The organism is Propioniciclava sp. MC1683 (assembly GCF_014164675.1).
Taxonomy (GTDB): domain Bacteria; phylum Actinomycetota; class Actinomycetes; order Propionibacteriales; family Propionibacteriaceae; genus Propioniciclava.
This window is the reverse complement of the sequence record NZ_JACJFX010000006.1, coordinates 111,077-137,085: the sequence shown is the minus strand read 5'-3', so window position 1 is coordinate 137,085 and position 26,009 is coordinate 111,077. Positions and strand designations below refer to the sequence as shown.

Annotated in this window: 26 protein-coding genes, 1 tRNA gene and 1 riboswitch; of the genes, 8 read left to right on the top strand and 19 right to left on the bottom strand. The window is 72.8% G+C overall.

Annotated elements, in window-relative coordinates:
• Positions 1 to 11 precede the first annotated feature (11 nt).
• The 4 genes from H5397_RS05620 to H5397_RS05605 all read right to left on the bottom strand — a co-directional run bounded on the left by H5397_RS05620 (position 12) and on the right by H5397_RS05605 (position 4,265).
• A complete protein-coding gene (locus tag H5397_RS05620) occupies positions 12 to 371 on the bottom strand; it encodes an NADH-quinone oxidoreductase subunit A (protein WP_182815475.1) in 360 nt (119 codons plus the stop codon).
• Between the two features lie 25 nt (positions 372 to 396).
• Entirely contained in the window at positions 397 to 1,683 is a 1,287-nt protein-coding gene (locus H5397_RS05615) for a geranylgeranyl reductase family protein (RefSeq protein WP_182815473.1), read from the bottom strand.
• 192 nt (positions 1,684 to 1,875) lie between these two features.
• Positions 1,876 to 3,579, bottom strand: coding sequence for a DUF6297 family protein (locus H5397_RS05610; RefSeq protein WP_182815471.1), 1,704 nt, complete (start codon positions 3,577 to 3,579; stop codon positions 1,876 to 1,878).
• The gene (locus tag H5397_RS05605) at positions 3,579 to 4,265 is read right to left on the bottom strand and encodes an ABC transporter ATP-binding protein (protein ID WP_182815592.1); all 687 of its coding nucleotides are present in this window, start codon (positions 4,263 to 4,265) and stop codon (positions 3,579 to 3,581) included. Before H5397_RS05605 ends, H5397_RS05610 begins: the two co-directional genes overlap by 1 nt.
• A 26-nt stretch (positions 4,266 to 4,291) precedes the next feature.
• Here H5397_RS05605 and H5397_RS05600 point away from each other — a divergent pair, with 26 nt between their 5' ends.
• A complete protein-coding gene (locus H5397_RS05600) occupies positions 4,292 to 4,993 on the top strand; it encodes a demethylmenaquinone methyltransferase (RefSeq protein WP_260519432.1) in 702 nt (233 codons plus the stop codon).
• A 17-nt stretch (positions 4,994 to 5,010) separates the two neighbouring features.
• Positions 5,011 to 6,702 (top strand): TM0106 family RecB-like putative nuclease, encoded by a 1,692-nt coding sequence (locus H5397_RS05595; protein WP_182815469.1) that lies wholly within the window; start codon positions 5,011 to 5,013, stop codon positions 6,700 to 6,702.
• A gap of 1 nt (position 6,703) precedes the next feature.
• On the opposite strand, the gene H5397_RS05590 is transcribed toward H5397_RS05595, so the two are convergent.
• Both H5397_RS05590 and H5397_RS05585 read right to left on the bottom strand, forming a co-directional pair.
• The gene (locus H5397_RS05590; RefSeq protein WP_182815467.1) at positions 6,704 to 7,168 is read right to left on the bottom strand and encodes a hypothetical protein; all 465 of its coding nucleotides are present in this window, start codon (positions 7,166 to 7,168) and stop codon (positions 6,704 to 6,706) included.
• A complete protein-coding gene (locus H5397_RS05585) occupies positions 7,168 to 8,043 on the bottom strand; it encodes a 1,4-dihydroxy-2-naphthoate polyprenyltransferase (RefSeq protein WP_182815465.1) in 876 nt (291 codons plus the stop codon). The genes H5397_RS05590 and H5397_RS05585 overlap by 1 nt, the downstream gene beginning before the upstream one ends.
• A gap of 77 nt (positions 8,044 to 8,120) precedes the next feature.
• Between H5397_RS05585 and H5397_RS05580 the strand changes: the two genes are divergently transcribed.
• Entirely contained in the window at positions 8,121 to 8,375 is a 255-nt protein-coding gene (locus H5397_RS05580; RefSeq protein ID WP_182815464.1) for a PLDc N-terminal domain-containing protein, read from the top strand.
• 30 nt (positions 8,376 to 8,405) lie between these two features.
• Here the strand turns inward: H5397_RS05580 and H5397_RS05575 are convergent, their stop codons facing one another.
• The 9 genes from H5397_RS05575 to glpX all read right to left on the bottom strand — a co-directional run bounded on the left by H5397_RS05575 (position 8,406) and on the right by glpX (position 17,602).
• On the bottom strand, positions 8,406 to 8,861 hold the full coding sequence (locus tag H5397_RS05575; RefSeq protein WP_375539338.1) for a cytidine/deoxycytidylate deaminase family protein: 456 nt from the start codon (positions 8,859 to 8,861) through the stop codon (positions 8,406 to 8,408).
• A gap of 14 nt (positions 8,862 to 8,875) precedes the next feature.
• On the bottom strand, positions 8,876 to 9,886 hold the full coding sequence (locus H5397_RS05570; RefSeq protein ID WP_182815462.1) for an ABC transporter substrate-binding protein: 1,011 nt from the start codon (positions 9,884 to 9,886) through the stop codon (positions 8,876 to 8,878).
• Between the two features lie 13 nt (positions 9,887 to 9,899).
• The gene (locus H5397_RS05565; protein ID WP_309224285.1) at positions 9,900 to 10,709 is read right to left on the bottom strand and encodes an ABC transporter permease; all 810 of its coding nucleotides are present in this window, start codon (positions 10,707 to 10,709) and stop codon (positions 9,900 to 9,902) included.
• A gap of 88 nt (positions 10,710 to 10,797) precedes the next feature.
• A riboswitch (FMN riboswitch) is annotated at positions 10,798 to 10,928 on the bottom strand.
• A 16-nt stretch (positions 10,929 to 10,944) separates the two neighbouring features.
• Positions 10,945 to 11,892: a GH25 family lysozyme gene (locus tag H5397_RS05560; protein WP_182815460.1), complete on the bottom strand. Its 948-nt coding sequence runs from the start codon at positions 11,890 to 11,892 to the stop codon at positions 10,945 to 10,947.
• A 39-nt stretch (positions 11,893 to 11,931) separates the two neighbouring features.
• Positions 11,932 to 13,452, bottom strand: coding sequence for an aldehyde dehydrogenase family protein (locus H5397_RS05555; RefSeq protein WP_182815458.1), 1,521 nt, complete (start codon positions 13,450 to 13,452; stop codon positions 11,932 to 11,934).
• The gene (locus H5397_RS05550; protein ID WP_182815456.1) at positions 13,449 to 14,750 is read right to left on the bottom strand and encodes a VOC family protein; all 1,302 of its coding nucleotides are present in this window, start codon (positions 14,748 to 14,750) and stop codon (positions 13,449 to 13,451) included. The genes H5397_RS05555 and H5397_RS05550 overlap by 4 nt, the downstream gene beginning before the upstream one ends.
• A gap of 1 nt (position 14,751) precedes the next feature.
• Positions 14,752 to 16,080 carry an L-lysine 6-transaminase gene (lat, locus tag H5397_RS05545; protein ID WP_220492029.1) on the bottom strand — a complete coding sequence of 443 codons (1,329 nt, stop codon included), beginning with the start codon at positions 16,078 to 16,080 and terminating at the stop codon, positions 14,752 to 14,754.
• Between the two features lie 104 nt (positions 16,081 to 16,184).
• On the bottom strand, positions 16,185 to 16,595 hold the full coding sequence (locus tag H5397_RS05540) for a rhodanese-like domain-containing protein (RefSeq protein WP_182815454.1): 411 nt from the start codon (positions 16,593 to 16,595) through the stop codon (positions 16,185 to 16,187).
• Positions 16,595 to 17,602: a class II fructose-bisphosphatase gene (gene glpX, locus H5397_RS05535; RefSeq protein ID WP_182815452.1), complete on the bottom strand. Its 1,008-nt coding sequence runs from the start codon at positions 17,600 to 17,602 to the stop codon at positions 16,595 to 16,597. The genes H5397_RS05540 and glpX overlap by 1 nt, the downstream gene beginning before the upstream one ends.
• 193 nt (positions 17,603 to 17,795) lie before the next feature.
• Here glpX and H5397_RS05530 point away from each other — a divergent pair, with 193 nt between their 5' ends.
• Positions 17,796 to 18,851 (top strand): ferredoxin reductase, encoded by a 1,056-nt coding sequence (locus H5397_RS05530; protein WP_182815450.1) that lies wholly within the window; start codon positions 17,796 to 17,798, stop codon positions 18,849 to 18,851.
• 15 nt (positions 18,852 to 18,866) lie between these two features.
• Positions 18,867 to 19,988 carry an acyl-CoA desaturase gene (locus tag H5397_RS05525; protein ID WP_182815448.1) on the top strand — a complete coding sequence of 374 codons (1,122 nt, stop codon included), beginning with the start codon at positions 18,867 to 18,869 and terminating at the stop codon, positions 19,986 to 19,988.
• Here the strand turns inward: H5397_RS05525 and H5397_RS05520 are convergent, their stop codons facing one another.
• Positions 19,989 to 20,738 carry an alpha/beta fold hydrolase gene (locus H5397_RS05520; RefSeq protein ID WP_182815446.1) on the bottom strand — a complete coding sequence of 250 codons (750 nt, stop codon included), beginning with the start codon at positions 20,736 to 20,738 and terminating at the stop codon, positions 19,989 to 19,991. It abuts the gene before it with no gap.
• A 31-nt stretch (positions 20,739 to 20,769) separates the two neighbouring features.
• A tRNA-Lys gene (locus tag H5397_RS05515) sits at positions 20,770 to 20,842 on the bottom strand.
• A 36-nt stretch (positions 20,843 to 20,878) separates the two neighbouring features.
• Here H5397_RS05515 and H5397_RS05510 point away from each other — a divergent pair.
• Positions 20,879 to 21,502: a hypothetical protein gene (locus H5397_RS05510; protein ID WP_182815444.1), complete on the top strand. Its 624-nt coding sequence runs from the start codon at positions 20,879 to 20,881 to the stop codon at positions 21,500 to 21,502.
• Positions 21,503 to 21,782: 280 nt separating this feature from the next.
• Positions 21,783 to 23,132, top strand: coding sequence for an SH3 domain-containing protein (locus H5397_RS05505; protein ID WP_182815442.1), 1,350 nt, complete (start codon positions 21,783 to 21,785; stop codon positions 23,130 to 23,132).
• Positions 23,133 to 23,136: 4 nt separating this feature from the next.
• Here the strand turns inward: H5397_RS05505 and H5397_RS05500 are convergent, their stop codons facing one another.
• A complete protein-coding gene (locus H5397_RS05500) occupies positions 23,137 to 23,694 on the bottom strand; it encodes a DUF4245 domain-containing protein (RefSeq protein WP_182815441.1) in 558 nt (185 codons plus the stop codon).
• A gap of 18 nt (positions 23,695 to 23,712) precedes the next feature.
• Positions 23,713 to 25,068 (bottom strand): PhoH family protein, encoded by a 1,356-nt coding sequence (locus H5397_RS05495; protein ID WP_375539411.1) that lies wholly within the window; start codon positions 25,066 to 25,068, stop codon positions 23,713 to 23,715.
• Positions 25,069 to 25,327: 259 nt separating this feature from the next.
• On the opposite strand from H5397_RS05495, the gene tsaA reads away from it, so the two are divergent.
• Complete coding sequence (gene tsaA / locus H5397_RS05490) at positions 25,328 to 26,008, top strand: tRNA (N6-threonylcarbamoyladenosine(37)-N6)-methyltransferase TrmO (RefSeq protein WP_182815439.1); 681 nt, start codon at positions 25,328 to 25,330, stop codon at positions 26,006 to 26,008.
• The last annotated feature ends 1 nt before the right edge of the window (position 26,009 follow it).

Genomic DNA, 26,009 nt, shown 5'->3' with positions numbered 1-26,009 from the left:
TTCCTACCGGCTCAGTCCCACTCCATGCCGCCGCGCTTGTACTCGTAGTAGTACGCGATGCACAGCAGCAGGAGGAACACGATCATGGAGAGCACGGCGAACATGCTCAGCTGGTCGAACGCCACCACCCAGGGGTAGAGGAAGGCGATCTCGACGTCGAAGACGAGGAACATCATCGCGGTGATGTAGTACTTCACCGGGAAGCGCCCACCGCCGGCGGCCCTGGGGGTCGGGTCGATGCCGCACTCGTACGGCATGTACTTCACCTTGTTGTACGTCTTCGGGCCGATGACCAGCGAGGCCACGATCATGACGGCCAAGAGGATGGCCGAGAAGAACAGCACCCCAAGGATCGGAACGTAGGGGCTCATCGCACCCTTCCCTTCTGGTAGTACGTCATGCCGACGGCACCACCCTCGTCAACGACGTGATGGTCTTGTCCATCCAGTCACCGTCCTTGGTGTCGTACAGATGGGCCAGCAGCTTCATCGTGAACTTCATCAGAGTCGGCCTGGGCAAACCGTATCGCGTACAGAGCCGCATGATCTCGGGACGCTCGATAAGCGACACGAAGACTTGACCGAGCCTGAAGTAGCCACCCCACTCGTCCTCGAGGCGGGTGCGGTAGCCGTGGAGGGCCTTCTCGGCACCGGGCGTCCCGAAACCCCTGCTGCGGGCGTCGGCGATGGCGTCGGCGGCCATGTCGGCGGCCTCCATCGCGTACGGGATGCCCTCGCCGTTGAAGGGGCTCACCATGCCGGCGGAGTCGCCGACCAGGACCAGCCCGCGGTGGTAGGCGGGCTTGCGGTTGAAACTCATCGGGAGGGCGGCCGAACCGATCGTGCCGACCATGTTCTCCTGCGTGAGGCCCCACTCGGCCGGGAAGTTCGCGAGGACCTTCCACATCAGGTCGCGGAAGTTCATCTTCGCCGACGCCGCCGAGCTGGAGACCGTGCCGAGGCCGAAGTTCACGGTGCCGTCGCCGAGGGCGAACAGCCACGCGTAGCCCGGGAGGAGGTTGGACTCCCCCGGCTTGCCGTCCCACAGCTCGAGGTGGCTCTCCATGAGGTCGTCGTGGGTGCGGGCCGGGCTGGTGAAGTAGGCGCGCGCCGCGACGCCCATCGGGCGCTTGCGGTTCTTCTCCAGGCCCATCGCGATGGCCAGGCGGCTGGAGTTGCCGTCGGCGGCGATGGTGATCGGCGCGCGGTACTCGACCCCCGCCTTCGTCCGGACGCCGACGATGCGGTCGGTGCGCTCGTCGATGATCGGGTCGGAGACGTTCGCGCCCTCGTGGAGGGTGGCCCCGGCGTCCACGGCGAGGCGGGCGAGCATCTCGTCGAAGTCGCCGCGCCGGCGGGTGAGGCCGTAGTTGGGGAACTCGGCCAGCTCGGGCCAGCGGAACTCGAAGGGCTCGGGGTGGCCGCCGTAGGTGCGCAGGCCGTGGTTGTGCACCCAGCCCGCCTCCTCGGAGACGTCGACGCCGAGGCGCACGAGCTGCTTGGTCGCGCGCGGGGTGAGCCCGTCGCCGCAGACCTTGTCGCGGGGGAAGGTGGCCTTCTCCAGGAGCGTGACCTGGAGGCCCCGGTCGGCGAGCCACTTCGCGGCGGTCGAACCGCCCGGGCCCGCGCCGACGACGATGACGTCGGATTCGACCACCGACTGCGCCGCGCGCTGCTCGGTCATCGAATCACACCCCTCCTCAGGGCACCCCGCGGCGCCCGACTCCGGGTCAGTCTAGGGAAGTCATCAGACAAGCGCCATTTGGCGGCCGCCCTCGTGTCACCCGTAGTCAGCAGCATGTTATGGACGTGATATCCGAAACGAAACAGTTGCGGAAATGGCGGGTTGGGGTGGTGGCGAGGGGCACCCAACCCCTTACCGGGCCCGCGCGGCCTTCTCGGCGTCGAGGAGCTTCTGCTGCTCCTTGGCCTGCTCGGACATCTCCTCCAGGTTGAAGCCCGTCCGGAGGATGACCAGCACGACCACACCGATGGCCAGCGACCAGATCGGGTCGGCGTTGAGCAGCACCGGAGCGCTCACGAGGGCGGCGACGTCGAAGCCGCGCAGCAGGTTGAACACCAACGTGGGCGGCACCGCGCCCGCGCCGGTGGCCATCATCGGCACCGCGAAGTTCACCGGCTTGGCGGTCTGCCACCGGATCGCGGCGGCGAGCCCGGCGACACCACAGGCCAGGGCGACCGTCACGGCCGCCAGCGGTGAGCGCTGCAGGCCTCCCGTGACGCCCAGGAACGCCGGGATCGTCGCCAACGACCACACCAGCGCCAGCACCGCCGGCACGGTGAACGTGGCCGTGCGCAGTTGCGCGGTCGTGAAGGGCAGCGCCCGGGCCAGTCCGCTCGAGCGCGAGAGCACGCGCAGCGCCCCCAGCATGGGCACGAGGGCGAACATCAGGGCGACCGCCGACAGGAAGGGGGTCAGCAGCGCCAGCCCGATCGCGTCGGAGGCGTACGGCGCCAGCACGGCACCGGCCAGCCCGATCAGCGGCCGCGGGAAGCGCTTCAGCCGCTGGACGTCGCGCCACACGAGCGCCTGCGCGCCGAGTCCACGCCCCGGCACCGGCTTCACGTGGCCCCGCTCGATCGCCTCGCGGTCGACCAGGATGTCGCGGGCCAGGCCCAGGTCGAGGCCGAACATCGCGCCCTGCAGCCCCGAGACCAGCGAGCCACCGGAGGTCAGGCGGGTGCGCGCGAAGCGGTCCAGGCGGCGGTGGGCACCGACGGTGAAGAAGACCGTCATCAGCAGGCCCAGGCCGGCCAGGGCCCACGGCACCACGCGCGCCCAGGCCGGCGGCTCGATGTGCAGCCAGCCCGCGGCGACGGCGACCATCGTGCCGAGCACGACCGCCGCCAGCGCGGCCAGGACCGCCTGGCCGACCCGCAGGGCCTTCACCCGCTCGAACGACTGCTCCCAGGCCGACCAGGCGACCAGTCCCGAGGCCACCAGGCCGGACGCCGCGGCCCACGCCCCCACGACCCACAGCGGTTCTCCGGCGATGCCCGCGATGCCGGCGGACACCAGCCCCGCGACCACGAGGGCCCCGAGCACGACGGCCCACAGGCGCCCGCGCAGGATGCGCTTGCGCCCGATCGGCGCCTCCATGAGCCAGAAGCCCTCGGCGGCCGAGGCCAGCACCGGACCGAACAGGCGGGCGGTCGACACCGCCAGCGCGGCGATCGCGAAGAAGGTGCCCCATGGCACCAGCAGGCGCCCGTTGAGGCACGCCGCGGTGTCACACGACGCCGACTGCGTCTGGCTCCCCACGATGACGTTGATGACCATCGCACCGATCATGGCCACGCTGAAGATCGCGATGTACGCGTCCTGGAGCACGTCGAGGATCGACCGGGTGGCGCGGCCGTGGCGCCAGGACTTCACCAGCGCGTGCAGGGCCCGCTCGTCGACGACCTCGGGCTCCTCCTCGGGCAGCCAGGCGAAGTCCCACTCACGGTCGGCGTACTCGGCGTAGGGGTCGGTCGGCACCACCACGGGCTGGGGCGCGACCACCTGCGGTTCGGGCTGGTGCCGCTGCTTGGCGCCCTTGCGGCGCGCGCGGGCCATCAGGCCTCCACCCCGGCCCCCGCCTCGGCCGCGGCGTCGGCGTCCGGGGTCGGCGGGCCGACCTGCACGATGCGGGTGGCCACCTGCCCGACCAGGTACGGCTCGTGGGAGGCGAACACGATGGCCAGCCCCCGCTTGCGCTCCTCGGCCAGCCGGGCGGCGAGCCACGCGACGCCCTCGACGTCGAGGCGCTGCTCGGGCTCGTCCAGCACCAGCAGGCGGCGCGGGCGCACGAACGCCGTGCCCAGCGCGAGGCGGCGCCGCTGGCCCGACGACAGCGTGCCGGGCAGCTGGCCCGACTGCGGGACGAGCTGCACCTCCTCGAGCACCTCGTCGACGATCGACTCGGGGTCGGGGACGCCGTGGGCGCGGGCGAGCAGGTCCAGGTGCTCCACGACCGAGAGGTCGGGGAAGAAGTCGAGGTCGTCGATGACCGAGGCCATGCCCTTGCGGATGGTGGCGTTGGTCTCGCTCATCCGGGTGCCCTCGAACTCGACGCGGCCCTCGTCGGGACGCACCGCGCCGACCAGCATGCGCAGGATCGTCGACTTGCCGGCACCGTTGCGCCCGGTCAGGGCCACGGCCTCGCCTGCGCGCACCGACAACGAGAAGTCGTGCACGATGCGGGCGGGGCCGAAGGACTTGGAGATGCTGGTCGCGGTGAGGACCGGTGCGCGGGACGCCATGTCCTCAAGCATGGCAGGATCATCAGGTGCAGAAGTTCGATGCCCGCGCCACGCTCGCCAAGCGCCGCGCGGATGTGGCCGCCATGTTCGACGGCGTGGCCGGGCGGTATGACCTGATGAACGACGCCATGACCGGCGGGCTGGTGCGCGCGTGGCGCGCCGAGACGCTGCGCGCGGTCGACCCCCGCCCGGGCCAGCGCATCCTCGACCTCGCGGCCGGCACCGGCACCTCCTCGCGCACCTTCGCCGACGCGGGCGCCCTCGTGGTGCCCGCCGACCTGAGCCTCGGCATGGTGACCGAGGGCAAGAAACGCCAGCCCGACCTGGGCTTCGTGAACGCCGACGCCCTCGAGCTCCCCTTCGCCGACGACACCTTCGACGCCGTCACGATCAGCTACGGCCTGCGCAACATCGAGGACACCCTCGCCGCCCTCACCGAGATGCGCCGCGTCACCGCGCCGGGCGGCGTCCTCGTCGTGGCCGAATTCTCCACGCCCACGTGGGGCCCGTTCCGCACCCTGTACCGCGAGTACATCCCGCGCGTGCTGCCCGCGATCGCCCGCGTGCTGTCCACCAACAACCCGGCCTACAACTACCTGGCCGAGTCGATCAACGCGTGGCCCGACCAGGCGACCCTGGCCGGCCTCATCCGCGAGGCGGGCTGGCACGACGTCGAGTGGAAGAACCTCACCGGCGGCATCGTGGCCCTGCACCGGGCGGTCGCCTGACCCCCACGGAGCCACCGATGTCGTTCACCCTGGACGCCTACGCCGCCCGCAGCTGCCCGCTCAAGACGGTGAACCTGTTCACCCCCAACCTCGTCGCGCCCAGCCTCGAGCGCCCCGACCCGCCGTTCTTCCGTGACGCCGACGCCATCGAGGCCGAGGTCATGGCGGCGGTCCTCGGCGGCCCGGGCCGGGTGGTCGACCTGCGTCCGCTGCGCGAGGGCCCGAGCGCGGACGCCGAGGCGGCCTGCCTCGAGGCGCTGGCGTCCGGCGCCGACGTGGTCATCGCCGGCCTGCTGCCCAAGGACGAGGTCTCGCACCGCCGCGGCCGGCCGTCCCTGCTGGTGCGCTCGCGCGGCGAGGGCGGCGGCTACCACCCCGTGCAGGTGAAGTTCCACCGCGTCCTGGAGGCCGACCCCGACGGTGAGCCGCTCGACGTGGCGTCCCTCACCACCCCCCGGCGGCCGGTCACGGTCACCGGACGACGGTTCCGTTGGGGCAGCCGCCTGAACGCGGCGCTGCAGATGGCCCACTACTGGCGCCTCCTCGAGGCGTGCGGGCACGCAGCGCGCATCCCGTGGGCCGGACTCGTCGGCATCGACAAGATCAACCTCGACCCCGAGCAACCCGGCCAGGTCGAGCAGGTGATCACCTGGCTGAACCTCGGCCAGGAGCGCGTGCCGCCCGACCCGCGCCACCTCGACCGACCCGAGGACGCCCAGCCCGTCAGCACGCTGGCCCGGTACGACGACGAGCACCGCTACCGCGTCGAGCTCGCCCAGGCGGCGTTGGCGTCCTCCGGCCAGGACCAGCTGCTCACCCCGATCGTGTCCGGCGAGTGCCGCGGCTGCGTGTGGCAGGAACACTGCCAGACGCAGCTGGACGCCGACGACCTGTCCCTACGCATCACCAAGGCCCCGCTCGACGTCCACGAGGTGCGGACCCTGCGCCGCCTCGGGATCTCCACGGTGGCCGAGCTCGCCCACGCCGACCTCGACGACCTGCTCGGGCAGTACCTCCCCCGCGCCAGCCACCGGGTCGGCAGCGAGGAGCGGCTGCGGCGGGCGCACCGACGGGCGACCCTCATGGACGCCGGCGTCCAGCTCGAGCGCCAGACGCAGGGCCCGCTGGACCTGCCCCGCCACGACCTCGAGATCGACGTCGACATCGAGACCTCCTCCGACGACCGGGTGTACCTGTGGGGGTTCTGGGTCGACGACCCGTCCCGCGGCGAGCCCTACGGCCGGCAGTTCGCGACCTTCGCCGACCTCGACGACGCCGCCGAGCTGGACCTCGCCCGGCGCGCCCTGGGCTGGCTGCGCCAGGTGGTGGCCGGGCGCGACGCGGCGGTCTACCACTACTCCGACTACGAGGTGATCCGGCTGAACCGGCTGGCCCACCGGCTCGGCGAGGTCGGCACCTGGGCGACCACCTGGGCCGCCGACGGGTTCGTCGACCTGTTCGAGGTGGTGCGGCGCAACTACTTCGGCGCCAACGGGCTGGGACTGAAGGTGGTCACGGCCGCGGTGACGGGGTTCGCCTGGCGCGACGAGGACCCGGGCGGCCTGAACTCCCAGAGCTGGTTCGCCGAGGCCGTCGGCGACCCCGACGAGCGGGTGCGCGAGCTGGCCCGCGTGCGGGTGCTGGAGTACAACGAGGACGACGTGCGCGCCACCTGGCACCTGCGCCGGTGGCTGCGCGAGCAGGCCTGAGCTACGCGGCCCGGCGCCCGGCCGACCCGCCGCGCGGAGGCCGGACCGCGACGCGGTCGAGGCCCGCGGCCGCGGCCACCTGCTCGGCCAGCCCGCGGGCATACCCGTCGGGCCCGCCGAACCAGGCCAGCCCGTCGAGGGCGACGTCGGCCAGGGCGCGCCCCTGGCGCACCACGACGTAGGGCACCGAGACCAGGCCCGGCTGTACCTCGACCGCGTGCACCTGCTCCCACGGCACGTGGCCGAGGCGCGGCAGCACGATGCCGGCGTCGTCGTGGCGCACGCGCAGGGACAGGGCGAGCCACGCCGTCACGAGCCCGCCGAGCACCCCTGCCGCGCCGAGCAGCAGGCCCGCGGGGCGGGAGAGGCCGACGAACGACAGGGCGCCGAGCACGAACCACCCGACGGCGACGAGGCCGGTGATGACGACCATCGGCCCCGAGAACGTGCGGAACTGACCCTCCATCAGCCGATCACCGTGCCCACCAGCACGCCCACGGCCGCCAGCACCTCGGCGATGCCGGTCACCTTGAGCACCCGGATCAGCTCGGGGCCGCGCGCGCCCTGCAGCACCCGGGCGACCGGACCGACGAGGACGATGAGCCCCAGCAGGCCCAGCGCCGCCCACCAGGTCGTGCCCGCGGCGAGCAGCACGATGCCGAGCGCGCCCAAGCCGACGAGCGCGACGTAGAACCACCGGGTCCCGCGGTCACCCAGCCGCACGGCGAGGGTGCGCTTGCCCGACTCGGCGTCGCCGGCCCGGTCACGCAGGTTGTTGGCGACCAGGATCGCGGACGCCAGGGCCCCGGTCGCCACGCCGCCCCAGACGGCGGGCGCGGGGACGGACAGGGTCTGGACGTACGTCGTGCCCACGGTGGCGACCAGCCCGAAGAAGACGAAGACGAAGAACTCACCGAGGCCCGCGTAGCCGTAGGGACGGCGTCCGCCGGTGTAGTACCACCCGGCGAGGATGCAGGCCACGCCGACCGCGAGCAGCCACCACTGGCCGGTCAGCACGACCAGCACCAGGCCGGCCACCGCGGCGATACCGAAGGATGCGAACGCCGCGAGCTTGACCGCCTTCGGGGTCGCCGCCCCGGACCCGACCAGACGCATGGGCCCCACGCGTTCGGCGTCGGTGCCGCGCACCCCGTCGGAGTAGTCGTTGGCGTAGTTGACCCCCACCTGGAGGGCGAGCGCCACGACCCCCGCGAGGGCCGCACGCAGCCAGTCGGCCTGCCCGAGGTGCAACGCGACCGCGGACCCCACGACCACCGGCGCCAGCGCCGCCGGGAGGGTGCGCAGGCGCGCCCCCTCGACCCATTCGGCCACCGTCGCCACGCGTGCTCCTCCTCGCCCGGGCCCCCGCCCGACCACGGACCATCCTCCCACGTCGGTGGCCGGGTAGATTGGACGCCATGCCTCGCGTCCTGCTCGTCCTCGCCATCGTCGCCGTCACGGTGTACGCCCTGGTGGAGGCCGCGCAGACCCCGGCCAACCGCACCCGGCTCATGCCGCGTTGGCTGTGGTTCGTCGCGATCGTGGCGCTGCCCGTGGTCGGCCCCGTCGGCTGGTTCGCCGTCGGCCGCCCGCCGGGCGGGGGCATCGCCGGCCCGGGGCGCCGTCCGCCGATCGCCCCCGACGACGACCCCGACTTCCTGCGCCGGCTCTGACCTCGGCGTGGTGCGGCGCCGAGGTCACGGTCACCGGTCGCTCCCGGCCCAGTCCACGAGCCCGTCGGCGTCGTGGCTGCCCCCGGGCCACACGGCCCGGACGATGCCCGCCGCGGCGAGGGCCTTGCGGCACCCGGGGCACGGCGGGTCGGTGATGTAGGCGGTGGCGCCCTTGGTGTCGCGGGTGGCGAACAGCAGGGCGTTCACCTCGGCGTGGATGGCGATGCAGAAGCCGGGGGTCCCGGGACGGTCGTAGTCGCCCAGGCCCGGCACGGCGTCGTAGCCGAGCTGCCCGCGCGGGCAGGCCCCCTCGAGGCAGTCCGGCCGCCCCGGCGCGGCCCCGTTGTAGCCGGTGGCGATGATCCGCCGCTCGTGGACCAGCACGGCGCCGACCCGGCGCCGGGTGCACTTGGCCCGCCGGGCGACCGCGTCCGCGATCCCCAGGAAGTAGTCGTCCCACCCGGGCACGGTGACGCCGTCGTCCACGTCAGACCTCCTCGTCAGCCCTCGACGAACTCGTTCGTCATCGCCTCGGCAGGATCGACCGCGGCGGTCATGAGCCCCGTCTCGAGCATGAAGTCCGTCATCGCGGCCCACTCCTGCGCGTCCATTGTGCCGGTCGCGCGGCCCGCGGGCGCGGTCCACAACGGAATGGTCGCCTCGAGCGTCGCGAGGGCGGACGCCTCGGCCCCGGCCTGGTCGAGGGTCGGGATGTGCTTCTTGCCCGCCGCGACGGCGCTGGCGGGCTCGGCGACGGTCCGCTCCAGGCCGGCCACCATGGCGTGCGCGACCTTGCGCGCCGTCCCGGGGTTGGCCTTCAGGTTGGCGCCCGTGGTCACCAGCACGATGCTGACCAGGGGGAGCTCGCCGTCGGCGGCCAGCGGGATCGCCCGGGTGGGGATGCCGGCCAGCCCGAACTGGACCTGGTCGTTGTTGGAGAAGCCGACCACGGCGTCCACCTTGCCGGTGGTCAGCGCGGCCTGGGCGGTGTAGCCGATCTCGACCACCTCGACGTCGGACTCCGTGAGCCCGGCCCCGGCGAGCGCGGCCTGCAGGCCGAACCAGCTCTCGCCGAACTTGCCGGGCAGGCCGATCCGCAGGCCCGCGAGGTCGGCGACCGACTGCGCCGGCGACACGTCCGGGACGATCAGCACCACCGGGTAGCGGTGGTAGTACTGCGCGATCGCCACCAGGTCCATGCCCTCGGCGCGCGCCTGCACCATCTCGTCCCCACCCGCGACGACGTAGTCCTCCTGGCCCGCGACGAGCGCGGTGAACAGGCCCTCCTGCGCGCCGTGGTGGCGCAGGGTCGCGTCGAGACCCTGCTCGGTGAACAGGCCCTCCTCGGCGGCGACGTAGAAGGGGGCGAATTGGATGTCGGGGATGTAGGTGAGGCCGACGGTGGCCTTCGCGGGCCCCGTGTCGGTGCCGACGGGGGTGCGGGCGCACCCGGTCAGGACCAGGGCGACGGCGGCCACGAGGGCGAGGGCGACGCGGACGGTGCGGTGCATGGGATTCCTTCCTTCAGGGTCGGTCCGTGCGCAGCAGCGACGCGAGGGTGCGGCTGCGGCGTTCGATGAGGTGGATGAGGCCGTACAGGCCGGAGGCCATGGCGCAGAGCACGACGATGGTGGCGAACATCCCGGCGGTGTCGACCGAGTCGCGCTGGACGGTGAGCAGCTGGCCGAGCCCGGACCCACCCATGACCATCTCGCCGACGACGGCGCCGGTGACCGACAGGGTGAAGCCGTTGCGGAGGCCGGCCAGCACGTTCGGCAGGGCCAGCGGCAGTTCGATGTGGCGCAGGAGCGCGACGCTGCCCGCGCCGTCCATGCGGGCGGCGTCGACGACCTGGGGGTCCACGTGGCGCAGCCCGACGACCGACGAGACGAGGATCGGGAAGAAGACCATCAGCGCGCACAGCAGGATGATGGGGCCCAGCCCGTAGCCGACCCAGATGGCCAGCAGCGGGGCCAGCGCGATGGCCGGGATGGCCTGCGTCGCCCCCAGGAAGGGGGTGACGGCGGCGTGCAGCAGGCGGCTGCGGTGGATCGCGATCGCCAGGGGCAGCGCCACCGCCGCGCCCAGCAGGCTGCCGCCGACGGCCTCGGTGAAGGTCGCCCGCACGGCCGGCCAGAAGGCCGCGGCCCCGAGGGCGGCGACGAGCCGGTCGGCGACCGCCAGCGGGGACGGCAGCATGTACGGCGGCGGGGCGGCGACGACCACGACGAGGGCCCACGCGGCCAGGAGGCCGAGGCCGAACAGCCACGGGGCGGCGGCGAGCAGGCCGGTGGGGCGCGGGCGTCGCGGCTCGCGTGGTGTGCTGGACGACACCGGACCCTCCCCTCTCGCTCTGCGCCGGGGCAGGGTGGGAGGATCTCGACGGGCCCGGTCGCACGCGGATGCGCGTGCGCGGACACGTCGCGTGCGCCTCCCATCCGGACTTTGACCGTCGGTCCCGGAATTCCACCGGGTCAGCCAGGGGCCCTGGTGGGCCACTGGGTCGCGGACTGTAACCGCCGGTTCGGATTTTCACCGACCCCGGAGCACGTGTGTGTTCGAGGTCAGGTTACCCCACCGGGCGTGCGGCCCACGCCTGCAGTTGCTCGGCGGACCCGAAGAACACGTTGCGGTCGAGGTGGTTCTCCACCGCGCGCTGCCACAGCGTCGGGCGTTCCCAGCCTGCGGGCAGCTCGCCCGGGACCTGCGCGTGGTCGAACAGCCACAGCGGGCGCGAGCCGAACGTGGTGTCGCCGCCGGTGCACTCGGCCCACACCTCGGTCTTGGTGTAGATCACCGGGTTCCGGCCGGACAGGCGGCGGTACTCGTCGGAGAACTCCCGGACCCAGGCGACCATCTGCTCGCGGTCCAGCCCGTGGCAGCGGTCGCCCTCCTCGGCGAACTCGAGGTCGAGCGCCCCCGGGAGCGTGCGCCCGTCGGGCAGCCAGGCCCCGCCGTTGGCGTGGAAGAAGCGCGCCTGCAGCGTCCCGGACGACTGCCCCGGCCGCGCGTAGTGGTAGGCGCCCTGCACCAGGCCCGCGCCGCGGGCCCCCGCGCGCTGGTCGTCGTGGGTGGGGCTCACGTGCTGGGTGCCCTCCGTGGCCTTCACGTACGTGAAGAGGTGCCCGGACGCCAGCAGGCCCGGCCAGTCCACCCGCGGCTGGTAGCGGGAGACGTCGACGCCCGCGACGCCCTCGCCGGCGCGCCAGTCCACCTCGGCCGGGGGTGCGGGGGTGCTCGACGCCACGGCAGCCGCGGACGCGGACGCCTCTGCGGCCCGCGCCCTGGCCCGTTCCGCCTCGGCCTGCGCGGCCCGGACCTGGGCCGCGTCGACCGAGGCCGCCTCCACGGCCACGGGGCTCGCGGCGGGCGCCTCCGGCGTGACGACGGAGTCCGACGCCGTCGGCGCCACGGCGGGCGGGGTCAGCGAGAGCGCGGCGGGGCCGACGCAGCCGGCCAGCGCGAGCACGGCGGCGCCGGCTGCCCAGCGGGCTCGCACGACTCGTCCCTCCCCCATCCGGGGCACCCTACCCCGAAATCCGGGAGACATCAGACGTCAGCCGAAGTCAACGCCCTGGGCGAGCTGGACCGAGCCCGAGTAGTTGATCGTGTTCGTGGCCCGTCGCATGTAGGCGCGCCACGCGTCCGAGCCGGACTCGCGGCCGCCGCCGGTCTCCTTCTCGCCGCCGAACGCGCCACCGATCTCGGCGCCCGAGGTGCCGGCGTTGACGTTGGCGATGCCGGTGTCGGCGCCGGACGCCCCGAGGTAGCGCTCGGCCTCCAGCACGTCGTTGCTGAACAGGCCGCTGGAGAGCCCCTGCGGGACCGCGTTGTGCAGCGCGATGGCCTCGTCGAAGTCCGACCAGGTGAGCACGTACAGGATCGGCGCGAAGGTCTCGGTGAGCACCACGCCCTCCTGGGCGGGCATCCGCACCAGGGCGGGGCGCACCCAGAAGCCCTCGGCGTCCACGTCGGCGCGCTCGCCGCCGGAGACCACCTCGCCGCCCTGGGCCTTCGCCTTCTCCAGCGAGGCCTGCATGGCGTCGTAGGCCGCCTCGTTGACCAGCGGGCCGAGCAGGACGCCGTCGGCGAACGGGTCGCCGGCCTGCAGCGACTCGAAGGCCCGGGCCACGCGCGCGACGACCTCGTCGGCGACGGACTCGTGCACCAGCAGGCGCCGGGTCGAGGTGCACCGCTGCCCCGCCGTGCCGGCCGCGCCGAACACGATCGAGCTGACGGCCTGGTCGAGGTTGGCGCTCGGGGTGACGATCACGGCGTTGTTGCCACCGAGCTCGAGCAGCGAGCGGCCGAAGCGCGCGGCCACGCGGGGCCCGACCTCGCGGCCCATCCGGGTCGAGCCGGTCGCGGACACCAGCGCGACGCGGGGGTCGTCGACGAGCGCCTCGCCGATGGCCCGGTCGCCCATGACGACCGCGTGCAGGCCCTCGGGGGCGCCGACCTCGGCCATCGCGCGGCGCAGCAGGGCGTCGCAGCCCAGGGCGCACAGCGGGGTGAGCTCGGACGGCTTCCACACCACCGGGTCGCCGCAGACGAGCGCGATCGCTGTGTTCCACGACCAGACGGCGACCGGGAAGTTGAACGCCGAGATCACACCGACGACGCCGAGCGGCTGCCAGGTCTCCTGCAGCCGGTGCCCGGCGCGCTCGCTGGGCATCGTCTGCCCGTACAGCTGGCGGGAGAGGCCGACGGCGAAGTCGCAGATGTCGATCATCTCCTGGACCTCGCCCAGCGCCTCGGTGTGGATCTTGCCGGCCTCGATGGTGACGAGGGCGGCCAGGTCCTCCTTGTGCTCGCCGATCAGCTCGCCGAGGCGCTTGACCAGCGCGCCGCGCACGGGGGCGGGCACCTCGCGCCAGGCGACGAAGGCCTCGGACGCCGCGGCCACGGCGTCCGACACCTCGGCCGGGGTGTGCGTACGGACGCCGCACAGCTCCTCGCCGGTGAGCGGCGAGCGGGCGCGGACGGCGCCGTCGTCGACGCACCAGGCGTCCCGGTCGACGCCGAGGGCGGCCAGTGCGGCCTCGGCGCGCTCGCGGAGTTGGGCGGTGGTCTTCATCGGGTCTCCTCCATGGCGTCGCGCGACGCCTGCTGCTGTGCTGCGTACAACTCCATCGGGTCGTGGACGGTGCGGCCCATCGCCTCGGCCAGCCACGCCTCGTCGCGGTGCGACCCCTCGAGCGTGACATCGCGGCTGCCCGCATGAGCGAGGTTCGAGGCGAAGATGCCCGCCGCCGAGCGCGGCAGGAAGTCCTCGTAGACGATGGGCGTCCGGACGCCGTCGACCCACTCGAAGAACGCCAGGCCGGCCTCGGCCAGGCCATCCTCGTCGACGGGCCAGTTGGCGCGCCACACGTCGAGCTTCACCTGGTTGCGCTCGTCGGCCGACATCCCGGCCGAGCGCTCGTCGATCTCGACGATGAGGCGGTCGTACAGGTCACGCCCCTTCGGGGTCAGCGCGATGCCGCGCTGCTCGACCTCGCCGAAGCGCACCGACAGGGTGCCGTCGACGACCGAACCGTCGGCCTCGCGGAAGCGGCGGCGTTCGGCCAGCGCCTTGAACGAGGTCTGGCGCAGCAGGACGTCCGGGCCCTCCCACGCCGGGGGGCCCTGGATCTCGTCGATCATGGCGATGCCCAGCTCGGTCATGCGGCGGTAGAGGTCGTCGATGTCGAGCACGCGCGGGGTCAGGTGGTTGATGTGCGTGGCCCGGACGCCGCCGATGTCGGCCGCGACGCCGGAGATCGTGGAGAGGCGCTCGTACCAGGCCCGGTCGACAGGCTCGTCGGAAAGCTCGAAGCAGGCGGTGGCGAGGCGGAGGAACTCCTCGGCCTCGGCGTCCTCCAACCCGCCGTCCCGCTCGGCCTTCTCGGCCAGGGCCACGACGTCGTCGCCGAACAGTTCGCGGTCGGCGAGGAAGGCGTCCAGCTCGGCCTGCAGGGCCTCGTCGAAGTAGCGGCGGTCGTCGGTGACCAACACCGAGCAGAACACCCGGAACGGGTTGATCGCCAGCGCCTCCTTCGTCGTCGGCCGGAACGCCGTCGACACGATCGGGAGCGACGTGGCGGCGTCCCCGCGCAGGTCGTAGAAGCCGACGGGCTCCATGCCGAGCGCCGCGAACACCTGCGCGACGCGCGCCAGTTCACGGGCCGTGCCGACGCGGATGGCGCCGTGCCGCTCGGCCGTGACCCGGTCGATGCGGCCGAGGCGCTCGGCCGTGTCGGGGTGGGCGGCCAGGTGGTCGGCGTTCACGGCGGTGGAGACGTCCACGAGCGTGTTGTACGCGGGCACCTCGGTGCCGTACATCGCCGAGAGCGAGCGCGCGAACGCCGCGCGCAGGGCGTGGGTGTCGTGCATGTCAGCCCTCCATCGCGGTGAGCACGCGGTCGATGGCGTCCACGGCCTTGTCGATCGCGGCGCGCTCGACGGTCAGGGGCGGGCGGACGCGCAGCGAGCGCTCACCGCAGCCCAGCATGAGCACCTTCTCGTCGTCCTGCAGCCGGCGGATGGCCTCGTTGCGGGTCGCGGTGTCCGGCAGGGAGATGGCGCACATGAGGCCGAGGCCGCGGGCGTTGGTGACGATGCCGTGGCGGGACTGGACGTCCTCGAGGCGCTCCAGGAGGTGGGCGCCCTCGGTGCGGGCGCGCCCCATGAGGTCGTCGGCCTCGATGACCTCGAGGATGCGGCGCGAGCGGACCATGTCGGTCAGGTTGCCGCCCCACGTGGAGTTGATCCGGCTGGAGACCTTGAACACGTTCTGCTCGACCTCGTCGACGCGGCCGCCGGCGGCGATGCCGCAGACCTGCAGCTTCTTGCCGAAGCTCATCACGTCGGGGGCCACGCCGTAGTTCTGCCAGGCCCACGGCGTCCCGGTCATGCCGCCGCCGGTCTGCACCTCGTCGAAGATGAACAGGGCGTCGTTCGCGTGGCACAGGGCCTTCATCTGCTCCAGGAAGCCCTGGCGGAAGCGGTGGTCGCCGCCCTCGCCCTGGATCGGCTCCATGATGAACGCCGCGATGTCGTGCGGGTTCGCGGCGAAGGCTGCCTCGGCCTCGGCGAGCGTGGCCGCCTCGACGGCGTCCATGTCGCGCTCGGCCGCCCAGTACGGGGTGGACAGGCGCGGCCAGTCGAACTTCGGGAACCGGGCGACCTTGTTGGGGTCGGTGTTGGTGAGGCTCATGGTGTAGCCCGAGCGGCCGTGGAAGGCCTCCTTCAGGTGCATGATCTTCGTGCCCAGCTCGGGGCTGCGGCCGTGCGCCTCGTTGTGGCGCGACTTCCAGTCGAAGGCCGTCTTGAGGGCGTTCTCGACGGCGAGGCTGCCGCCCTCGATGAAGAAGTAGTGGGGCAGCTGGTCGGCGCCCATGACGCGCGCGAAGGTGTCGACGAAGCGGGCCATCGCGACGGTGTAGATGTCGGAGTTGGACGGCTTGTTCAGCGCGGCCTCGAGCAGTTCGGCGCGGAAGGTCTCGTCCTCGGTCAGCCCCGGGTGGTTCATGCCCAGGGCGTTGGAGGCGAAGAACGTGAACATGTCGAGGAACTCGTCCCCCGTGGCCTCGTCGACCAGCGTGGTGCCGCGCGAGCGGTTGAGGTCGAGGACCAGCGGCATGCCGTCGACGAGGATGTGGCGTCCCAAGGAGGCGAAGACCTGGTCGGGAGCGATGGTGGCGTTCGTGAGCGTGTCAACCATTCGGGGACGATACCCCGGGAGTAGCCGCAAAATCTACGCTCGAATCGCAGTTCAACCTTTGATTCTTCACTTCACGGCCGTCCGGCACACGCGGCGAGGGAGTCCTAGCGGACGACCTCGCCGCCGGCGGCCTGCCACGCACCGATGCCGCCGCCCAGGTGGTGGGCGTCGGCGAAGCCGGCCTGCGCCATCGCGTCGAGCGCGGCCTGCGAGCGGTTGCCCGAGCGGCAGTAGACGGCGTAGGTGGCCGCCTTGTCGAGCCCCTCGAGGCCCTGCGTGAAGCCCGGGGCCTGGATGTCGAGGTTCACCGCGCCCGGCAGGTGCCCGGACGCGAACTCCTCCGGCGTCCGCACGTCGAGCACGACCACGCCCGGGGTGGCCACGAGCTCGGCGAAGCCCGCGGCGTCCAGCGTCTGCCCGGACGCGGACCGGCCGCCCGCGGGCCCGGCCTGCGGGGTGGTGCACCCCACGAGGGCCAGGCCGAGGACGGCCAGTGCTGCGCGACGCGTGAGCATCAGCCGCCGTGGGCGGCGCGCCAGGCGCTGACCTTGTCGAGGCGGTGGTGGGCCTCGACCCAGCGCACGGTGCCGGACTCGGAGCGCATGACGACCGAGTGCGTGCGGGCGTCGCCGCCCGGCATGTAGCGGACGCCGTCGACCAGGTCGCCGTCGGTGATGCCCGTGGCGACGAACAGGGTCTTGTCGGAGCCGACCAGGTCGTTGGTGTCGAGGACCTTGTCGACATCGAAGCCGGCCTCGGCGGTGCGGCGGCGCTCCTCGTCGGTGGTCGGGTGCAGGCGGGCCAGGATGCGGCCGCCGAGGCACTTCATCGCACACGCGGTGACGACGCCCTCGGGGCTGCCGCCGATGCCGGCGAGCATGTCGATCTTCACGCCCGGGGTCGCGGCGGCCACGGCGGCGGCCACGTCGCCGTCGGTGAACATGCGGGTGGCCGCACCGGCCGCGCGGATCTCGTTGACCAGGTCGTTGTGGCGCTCACGGTTGAGCACGCCGACGACGAACTCGGAGACGTCCTTGCCCTCGGCCGCGGCGGCCTTGCGGATGTTGTCGGCGATGGGGGCGTCGAGGTCGATGACGTCGGCGGCGTTCTGGCTGACGACCAGCTTCTCCATGTAGAAGCACATGTGCGGGTCGTACATGGTGCCGCCCTCGGCCGCGGCGAGCACCGCGATCGAGTTGCGCATGCCCCACGCCAGCAGTCGGGTGCCGTCCACGGGGTCGACGGCGATGTCGATGCGGTCGCCCCAGCCGGTGCCGACCTTCTCACCGTTGGCGAGCATGGGGGCCTCGTCCTTCTCGCCCTCACCGATGACGATGGTGCCGGCCATGCGCACCTGGTTCAGGATCGCACGCATCGCGTCCACGGCGGCCTTGTCGCCGGACTCCTTGTCGCCGCGCCCGGCCCAGCGGCCGGCGGCCAGGGCCGCAGCCTCGGTCGCGCGCATCAGGTCCAGCCCCAGGTTGTGACCCGCCAGCATGAACCGCTCCATACCCTGACCCATCCGTGACCTCCTCGTCCGGCGCGGCGTCGACGGGCCGCGCTGTGTCCCGCCCCCATGTTTCCGCATCCCCCGGGTTCGCGCACGCGACGGCGACCCGGGTCACCCGCAGGGGTTCTACCCCCACGGCCGGGGACGGCTAGACTGGCCCCCGAACCTACGCCTGCGTAGGTGGTGTCTCTCGGGGGAGGATCCCATGCGCCGACGACGGCCCCTGGCCGAGATCCTGTCCGCGCTCACCTACCCCCTGCACGTCGACGACATCACCGCCCTGTTCGACCCGCGCTACTCGTCCAAGCAGCCGCGCGCCCGCGTGACAGACGTCGTGCGCGAGGGGCCGCGCACCGCGACCATCCGGTTCCACCCCCCGCCCGGCTGGCGCGAGCACCAGGCCGGCCAGTGGGTGCGGGTGGGCGTCGAGATCGACGGCGTCCGGCACTGGCGGTCGTACTCCCTGTCGACCGCCCCGGGCCAGGACCCGGCCATCACCGTCACCGACATCGGTCGCGTCTCGGGCGCGCTCGTGCGCCGGGCGCGACGCGGCGACATCCTCTACCTCGACCCGCCGCAGGGCGAGTTCGTGCTGCCCGAGCACCCGCGACCCCTGCTCATGGTCACCGGCGGCAGCGGCATCACCCCGGTCATGTCGATGCTGCGCACGCTGGCCGGCAGCCGGCCCGATGCCGACGTCGTCCTCCTCCACACCGCACGCACCCGCGACGAGGCGCTGTTCGTCGACGAGCTGGACGCCCTGGCCGCCTCCGCCCCGAACGTTCGGCACGTGCTGTGGCTCAGCGGCGAGCGCGGACGCCTCGACCTCACCTCCGTCGCGGCCCTGGAGGAGCTGTGCCCCGACTGGAGGCAGCGCGCCGCCTACGTCTGCGGCCCCGAGGGCCTGGTCGCGGACGCCGAGCGGCTGTGGGCGTCCGAGGGCGCCGGCGAGCACCTGACGATGGAGCGGTTCGAGGTGAGCCGGATCGCCGCACCCGCCGGCACCGGCGGCACGGTCACCTTCACGCGCTCCGACAAGGAGGTCGCCGCCGACGGGGCCACCGCCCTGCTCGAGGCCGGCGAGGCCAACGGCGTCCCGCTGCCCAGCGGCTGCCGCATGGGCATCTGCCGCACCTGCCTCACCAAGCTGGACGCCGGGCGCGTCCGCGACCTCACCACCGGCGAGGTGCACGGCGAGCCCGGCGACCTCATCAGAACCTGCGTGTCCGCCGCCGCGGGCGACGTCCACCTCGATGCCTGACGACAGGGAGAGACCATGACCATCGCCATCCGTGACGAACGGCCCGCCGCCCGGCCCGCCGGCGCGTCCCACCTGACCCGCGCGCAGGTCGACGAGCTGGGCCGCGAGCTGGACGCCATCCGGGCCGAGGTCATGGACTCCCTCGGCGCCGCCGACGCGGCCTACATCAAGCGCGTCATCCAGATGCAGCGCATGCTGGAGGTCGGCGGGCGGGCGCTGCTGCTGGGCGCGCGGCGTCCGGCGGCGTTCGTGGTCGGCACCGGCATGCTGGCGCTGTCGAAGGTCCTCGAGAACATGGAGATCGGCCACAACGTGATCCACGGCCAGTGGGACTGGATGCGCGATCCCGACATCCACTCCACGACGTGGGAGTGGGACTTCGTCGCCCCGGCCAAGGGCTGGAAGCACACCCACAACGACGTGCACCACACCTGGACCAACGTCGTCGGCAAGGACCGCGACGTCGGCTACTCGGTGCTGCGGGTCAGCCGCGACCAGCCGTGGGAACCCCGCTTCCTGGCCAACGTGCCCATGAACGCGCTCATCGCCCCGTTCTTCGAGTGGGCGATCGCGATCTACGACCTCGAGATCGACGAGGTGAAGGCCGGACGCAAGCCGAAGAAGGCGCTCGTCGACGACCTCAAGGCCGTCGGGGTGAAGTTCGCCCGCATGATCGGCAAGGACTACGCCGGCACGCCCGGCCTGGCCCACCTGGCCACCCGGTCGGGGCTGCAGGCGATGGCCGGCACGTTCCTGGCCAACACGATCCGCAACATCTGGGCGCACACCGTGATCTTCTGCGGGCACTTCCCCGACGAGGTGGAGTCCTTCACCGAGGAGGCGATCGAGGGCGAGACCCGCGGCGACTGGTACGTCCGCCAGATGCTCGGCTCGGCGAACCTCTCCGGCGGGCGGCTGTTCCACATCATGGCCGGCAACCTGAGCCACCAGATCGAGCACCACCTGTTCCCCGACATGCCCTCCAACCGGTACGCGCAGGTGGCGCCGAAGGTGAAGGAGATCTGCGAGCGCTACGGCCTGAAGTACACCTCCGGCCCCCTGCACCGGCAGATCGCGCAGACGTGGCGCACGATCGCCCGCCTCAGCCTGCCCGACCGCCTCGCCGTCGCGCGCTGATCAGGCGACGCGGCCCAGGAAATCGGTCAGGGCCGCAACGATGGACGCCTCGGCCTCGGCCCGGCTGACCGTCGGGATCCCGTCCCCGGCCTGCGGCCCGTAGCGGCCGAAGAAGCTGTGCACCGCGCCCTCGACGACGACCAGGTCGGTGCCGGCCGGCAGGCGGTCCAGCCCGCCGCGCACGGCGTCCCCGTCGGCGACGAGGTCGTGCTCGGCCTGCAGGACCACCGCCGGGAACCCCGCCGCGGTGAGGTCGTCGCCGTCGGGCGGGTAGGCGGCCAGCAGCACGAGCCCCGCCAAGGCGTCGGGGTGGTCGGACGCCCACGCGGCGGCCATCGCCCCGCCGAGCGAGTGGCCCCCCACCACGACCGGACGCCCCGCGGCGTAGTGGTCGACCAACCGCTGCGCCCGACCGGCGTCGAGCACGGCGAGGTCGACGGGGAACTCGGGGATCACGGTGTGCACCCCTCGGCCGGCCAGCGCGCGCCCCAGCCACTCGTAGGCCTGGGGCCGGACCAGGCCGCCGGGGTAGAGCACGAACAGGATGTCGGCATCGGCCTCCGGCCGGACCGACAGGACGCGGCCTCCCACGTCGTCGAGCGACACCACGGCCCGGGCGCCGGCGGGGTCGCCCGCCGCGTCCTGCCCCGGCACCAGCGGCGGGCGGAGCACATGGGGCTGGGCCAGCCCAACCCCGTAGCCGAGCAGGCCGACCAGGACGACGAGCAGCACCTTGAGGAGACGTCGCATGGGGCCATGCAAGCAGACCGGGGCCCCGCGGTGGGCCCACAGGGGATCGAACCCTGAACCCGCGGATTAAAAGTCCGCTGCTCTGCCAATTGAGCTATAGGCCCCGCCGGCCCACTCTACCGGCGGCCTAGAGTGGCCGCATGAACCCTCCGTGGTGGGGCATCCCTGTCCTGCTCGTCGTGGGCGCGGCGATCATCCTGGGCGGTTGGTGGTGGGACCGCCGACGCCAGCGCGCGGCGTCCGAGGGGTTCACCACCGAGGAGGACCTGGCCGCCGCCGCTCCCCCACCGGGCATCCCCGAGGACCGGCTCGGCGAGCTGCTGGCCTCGCGAGGGCCGGAGCCGACCTTCCCGGCGGGCCTGGCCGACCGCGCCTTCCTGACCCACCCGCAGCGCGGCGTCGCGGCCGTCGTCGACCCCTACGTGGTGGTGACGGACACCGACCTCGACGACGAGCGGCTCGTGCTCCACCTGCTGGACGCCGCCCACACCCACCGCCGCGCGCTCGTGCTCGTGGCGCCCGGCTTCGGCCCGGCCCTGCTCGGGACCCTGCGCGCCAACCACGTCACCGGCCGGGTCACCACCGTCCCCGTCGAGCTGGCCGACCCCGACCTGCTCGCACGCGCGGCCACCCTGTGCGGCTCGACCGTCGTCCCGGACGCCGACCTCCGCTCCGGCTGGTGGCCGGCCGACCGGCGCGGGACGTGCGCTGCCTGGGTGGCCGACCTCGACGACTCGTGGGTCACCCCGGCACCCTCAACCTGACCTTGAGATCTCTCAGGGTCCTCTTGGGGAGGCCCCGCCCCCGGGGAGGGCTCAGCCCGGCACGCCCACCCCGCCACCCCGAACCCCCTTCCGACTAGGGGAAACGTGACGCGGTTCGCTTGAAATGACAACCATGTGGTTCTCCCCCCGCGCCCGGCGTGTCGGCGGGTCCCGCTCTCAGGGCTGACGGCGAATCCCCTTGCCGCGAGCACCCTCGTCAGCTTGTACTGGCTCAGGCAACACAGTGACGAGGGGGAATCCGGTGAGGCGAGCTGGCAGGTTGACGAGCGCCCTGGTGGGCGGCTGCATGGCCCTGACGGTGCTCGGTGCGGGCAGCCTGGTCATCGCGTCGGTGGCCGACGCGTCGCAGGCGATGACCGCCACGACGTGGGTCAACATGCGCTCCGGCCCCTCGACCTCGAACCCCGTGGTGACCGTGCTCGCCCCCTCGCAGGCCGTCACCGCGTCCGGTCAGGTCAGCGGCGGCTGGTACCAGGTCACCACCGACAAGGGGCAGACCGGCTGGGTCTACCAGAACTACCTCAAGGCGAGCGAGTCCGCCCCCACCCAGCCCTCACAGCCGGCTCCCACCGACCCGGTGCCCACGGCGACCGGCGAGGCGACGACCACCGCCAACGTGAACGTGCGCACCGGGCCGGGCACCAGCCACACGGCCGTGGCCGTGGCCACCAAGGGCTCCACCCTCCCGACGACGGGGAAGACGTCGGGCGGGTGGACCCAGGTCATCCACGGCGGGCAGGCCCGCTGGATCTCCACCAACTACCTGACCACCGGCACCGTCACCAAGGCCGTCGCCGCCGGCCAGCTCCGGACCACCGCCAACCTCTACCTGCGCACCGGCGGCAGCACGGCGTACGGCTACACCGGCGTCCTGCCCGGCAACTCGGTCGTCGACACGACCGGCCAGAAGACCGCCGACTACACCGAGATCATCCACGGCGGCGAGACCCGCTGGATCGCGACCCGGTACACCACGGCGGTCACGACCACCGCGCCCGCCCCGGCCCCTGCCCCCACGGCGACCGGCACGGTCTACGTCAACGTGGGATCCCTCTACGTGCGGGCCACCTCCGACCCGTCCAGCACGGTGGTGGCGACCGTCTACCGCGGCAACGAGCTCGCGACGACCGGCACGGTGGTCGGCGACCGCCTGCAGGTCATCCACAACGGTGCCGCGCGCTGGGTCTTCAAGGCCTACACCGCCTCGACCGCACCGGCCACGCCGCTGACCTCGTCGGTCTCGCTGCCCGGGTACGACCCGCTCAACGCGAACGCCAAGAAGGTCGTCCAGCACGTGCTCGACACCTACCCGCTGATCCGCACCATCGGCGGCTACCGGGCCTCGAGCAGCTACTCCTCCGACCACCCGAACGGCCGCGCCGTCGACGTGATGGTGTCGAACTGGTCGCAGCAGTCGAGCATCGACTACGGCTGGACGATCGCCCGCGACTTCGCCGCCAACGCCGCGGAGTACAAGATCACCTACATCATCTGGCGCCAGCAGATCTGGAACGCCTCCTACCCCGAGCGCGGCTGGCGCTGGATGGAGGACCGGGGCGGCGCCACGGCGAACCACCTCGACCACGTGCACATCTCGGTGCGCGACTGATCCCTCAGCCGACGGGCGCCAGGGTCGACGCGAAGGCCTCGAGCGCCTCGTAGGGCAGGTCGCCGGACACGATCGTCGCGGCGTCCCCGTCCCGCGCGACCAGTGAGCGCGTCCGTCCGTCCTCGGAGACGTAGCGCGCCCAGGTGCGTCCGCCCGCGGCCCCCTCGCCGTCGGGGCGTCCGGTGCGGGTCACCGCGGTCACGAACGCCTCGGGCGCGACGTCGCGCTGGTCGAGCGCGAAGTAGCGCTGCTCGGGGCTGAGGAAGCCGAGCTGGAAGGTGTCACCGGGCGCCGGGTCGCCGCCACCGGTCGTGGACTGGCCGCCGGGCGTGAACCGGGCGCGGGTCGCCACCCAGCCCTCGGGCAGGTTCGTCGGTGCCAGCACCTCGTAGGACGCCTCGGCCGCGGCCCGCTGGGCCACCGGCTGCCAGTCGATCGGGGTGATCGGCGGCTCGGGGTTGCGGGTGAACAGCTGGGTCACCAGCACGACGGGCACGAACAGCACCAGCATGGCCACCAACATGTGGACGACGGACGAGTTCCTCTTCTTGGTCGTGGCCATGCGGGGAATCCTGCCACGTCAGAACGAGATGTCCTCCAACATGTCCGTGACCAGCGCGGCGATCGGCGAGCGCTCGGAGCGGGTCAGCGTCACGTGCCCGAACAGCGGGTTGCCCTTGAGCTTCTCCACCACCGCGGCCACGCCGTCGTGGCGCCCGACCCTCAGGTTGTCGCGCTGGGCCACGTCGTGGGTGAGCACGACCCGGCTGTTCTGACCGATGCGGCTGAGCACGGTGAGCAGCACGTTGCGCTCCAGGGACTGTGCCTCGTCGACGATCACGAACGCGTTGTGCAGCGACCGGCCACGGATGTGGGTCAACGGCAGCACCTCGATGACGTCCCGCGCCACGATCTCGTCCATCACGTTCTTGTGGACGACCGAGCCGAGCGTGTCGTAAACCGCCTGGCCCCAGGGCGACATCTTCTCGTGCTCGGTGCCGGGCAGGAAGCCGAGCTCCTGGCCGCCCACGGCGTACAGCGGCCGGAACACGATGACGCGGTCGTGCTGCCGCCGCTCCATGACGGCCTCCAGACCGGACGCCAGCGCGAGGGCCGACTTGCCGGTGCCGGCCTTGCCGCCGAGGGAGACGATGCCGACCGACTCGTCGAGCAGCAGGTCCAGGGCGACGCGCTGCTCGGCGGAGCGGCCGTGCAGGCCGAAGGCGTCGCGGTCGGTCTTGATCAGGCGCAGCGTGTGGTCGGGGTGCACGCGGGCCAGGGCGGTCGAGCCGCCGCCGCGCACGATGACGCCGGTGTGGACGGGCAGGTCGGCCGCCTCGGCGGGGGCGGTGCTGCCGTGGTCGTACAGCTCGTCGAGCTGCTCGGGGGCGAGCTCCAGGGACGCCATGCCGGTCCAACCCGACTCCCGGGGCAGCTCGTGGCGGTACTCCTCGGCGGCCAACCCGACGGCGGCGGCCTTGACGCGCAGCGGCAGGTCCTTGGTGACGAGCACGACGTCGCGGCCCTCGTGGGCGAAGTTCACCGCGACGGCGAGGATGCGCGAGTCGTTGTCGCCGAGCCGGAACCCGGCCGGGAGGCGCTCGACGTCGGTGTGGTTGAGCTCGACGTGCACGACCCCGCCGGCGTCGTTGACGCGGACCGGGGCGTCGAGGCGCCCGTAGGTGACGCGCAGGTCGTCCAGGAACCGGAGCGCCTTGCGGGCGAAGAAGCCCAGCTCGGGGTGGTGGCGCTTGCCCTCCAGCTCGGTGACGACCACCAGCGGCACGACGACCTCGTGTTCGGCGAAGAACAACAGGGCGTTCGGGTCGGACAAGAGCACCGAGGTGTCGATGACGTAGGTCCGGAGCTGGGTGGGCGTGCTCGTCGCGGTGCTGCTCGGGGTGCCGGTCTGGGCGTCGGTGGCGAGGTCGGTCACGTCGGTCCTTTGCGTCAGGGCCGAATGAAGCTCACCCGGCCTGTCCGTGGTGGTTCAGCCGAGGGCGTCCCGTGAAAGGGGAAGAAGTCTCATTGGAGTCCTCTCGAGGGCACCTGCGGAGGTGTCCTGAGCCCGAATCTAGGTCGGACGCCGCGCGGATCGGCGCTGACACGCGAGAGTTCAGGCAATGTTCACCCCGGCCCCCGCGGTCGGGCGTTTCCTGGTGGCGGCACCAGGCTGGCTTGGCAGAATGCCTCCCATGACCGAGATCCGCCCCGTCGCGCACGCGCGCACGGACTTCCCCGCGAAGTTCGGCATCCCGCGGCAGGCGGGGCTGGTGCCCGAGCTCGTCGCCCGGATCGTGTTCGTGCCGGAGTTCCGCACCCCGGACGCCGTCCGCGGCATCGACGGCTTCTCCCACCTGTGGCTGGTGTGGGGGTTCTCGGGCGTGGAGCGCGACGGCTGGTCGCCGGTCCTCCGGCCGCCGCGGCTGGGCGGGGACGTCCGCGTGGGCGTGTTCGCGTCGCGCTCGCCGTTCCGCCCGAACGGGCTGGGCCTGTCGTCGGTGCGGTTGCTGGCGGTCGAGTCGGACGCCGCGGGTGCGCCCGAGCTGCTGGTCGGTGGCGCCGACCTCATGGACGGCACGCCGATCTACGACATCAAGCCCTACGTCGCCGCCGACGTGCACGCCGACGCGACGCTGGGCTTCACGGCGACCAACGCCGACTACGGCGTGGAGGTCGACCTGCCGGACACCCTGGCCGTGCTGGTGCCGGCCGACAAGCTCGCCGCGCTGGTCGGCGTGCTGGCCCAGGACCCCCGCCCGGCGGTCGGGCGTGACCCCGAGCGCGTCCACGGGGTGGAGTTCGCCGGGCTGAACGTGCGGTTCCGGGTGGCTCGCGGCGTCCTGCACGTCGTGGAGGTCCACCCGCTCGGCTGAC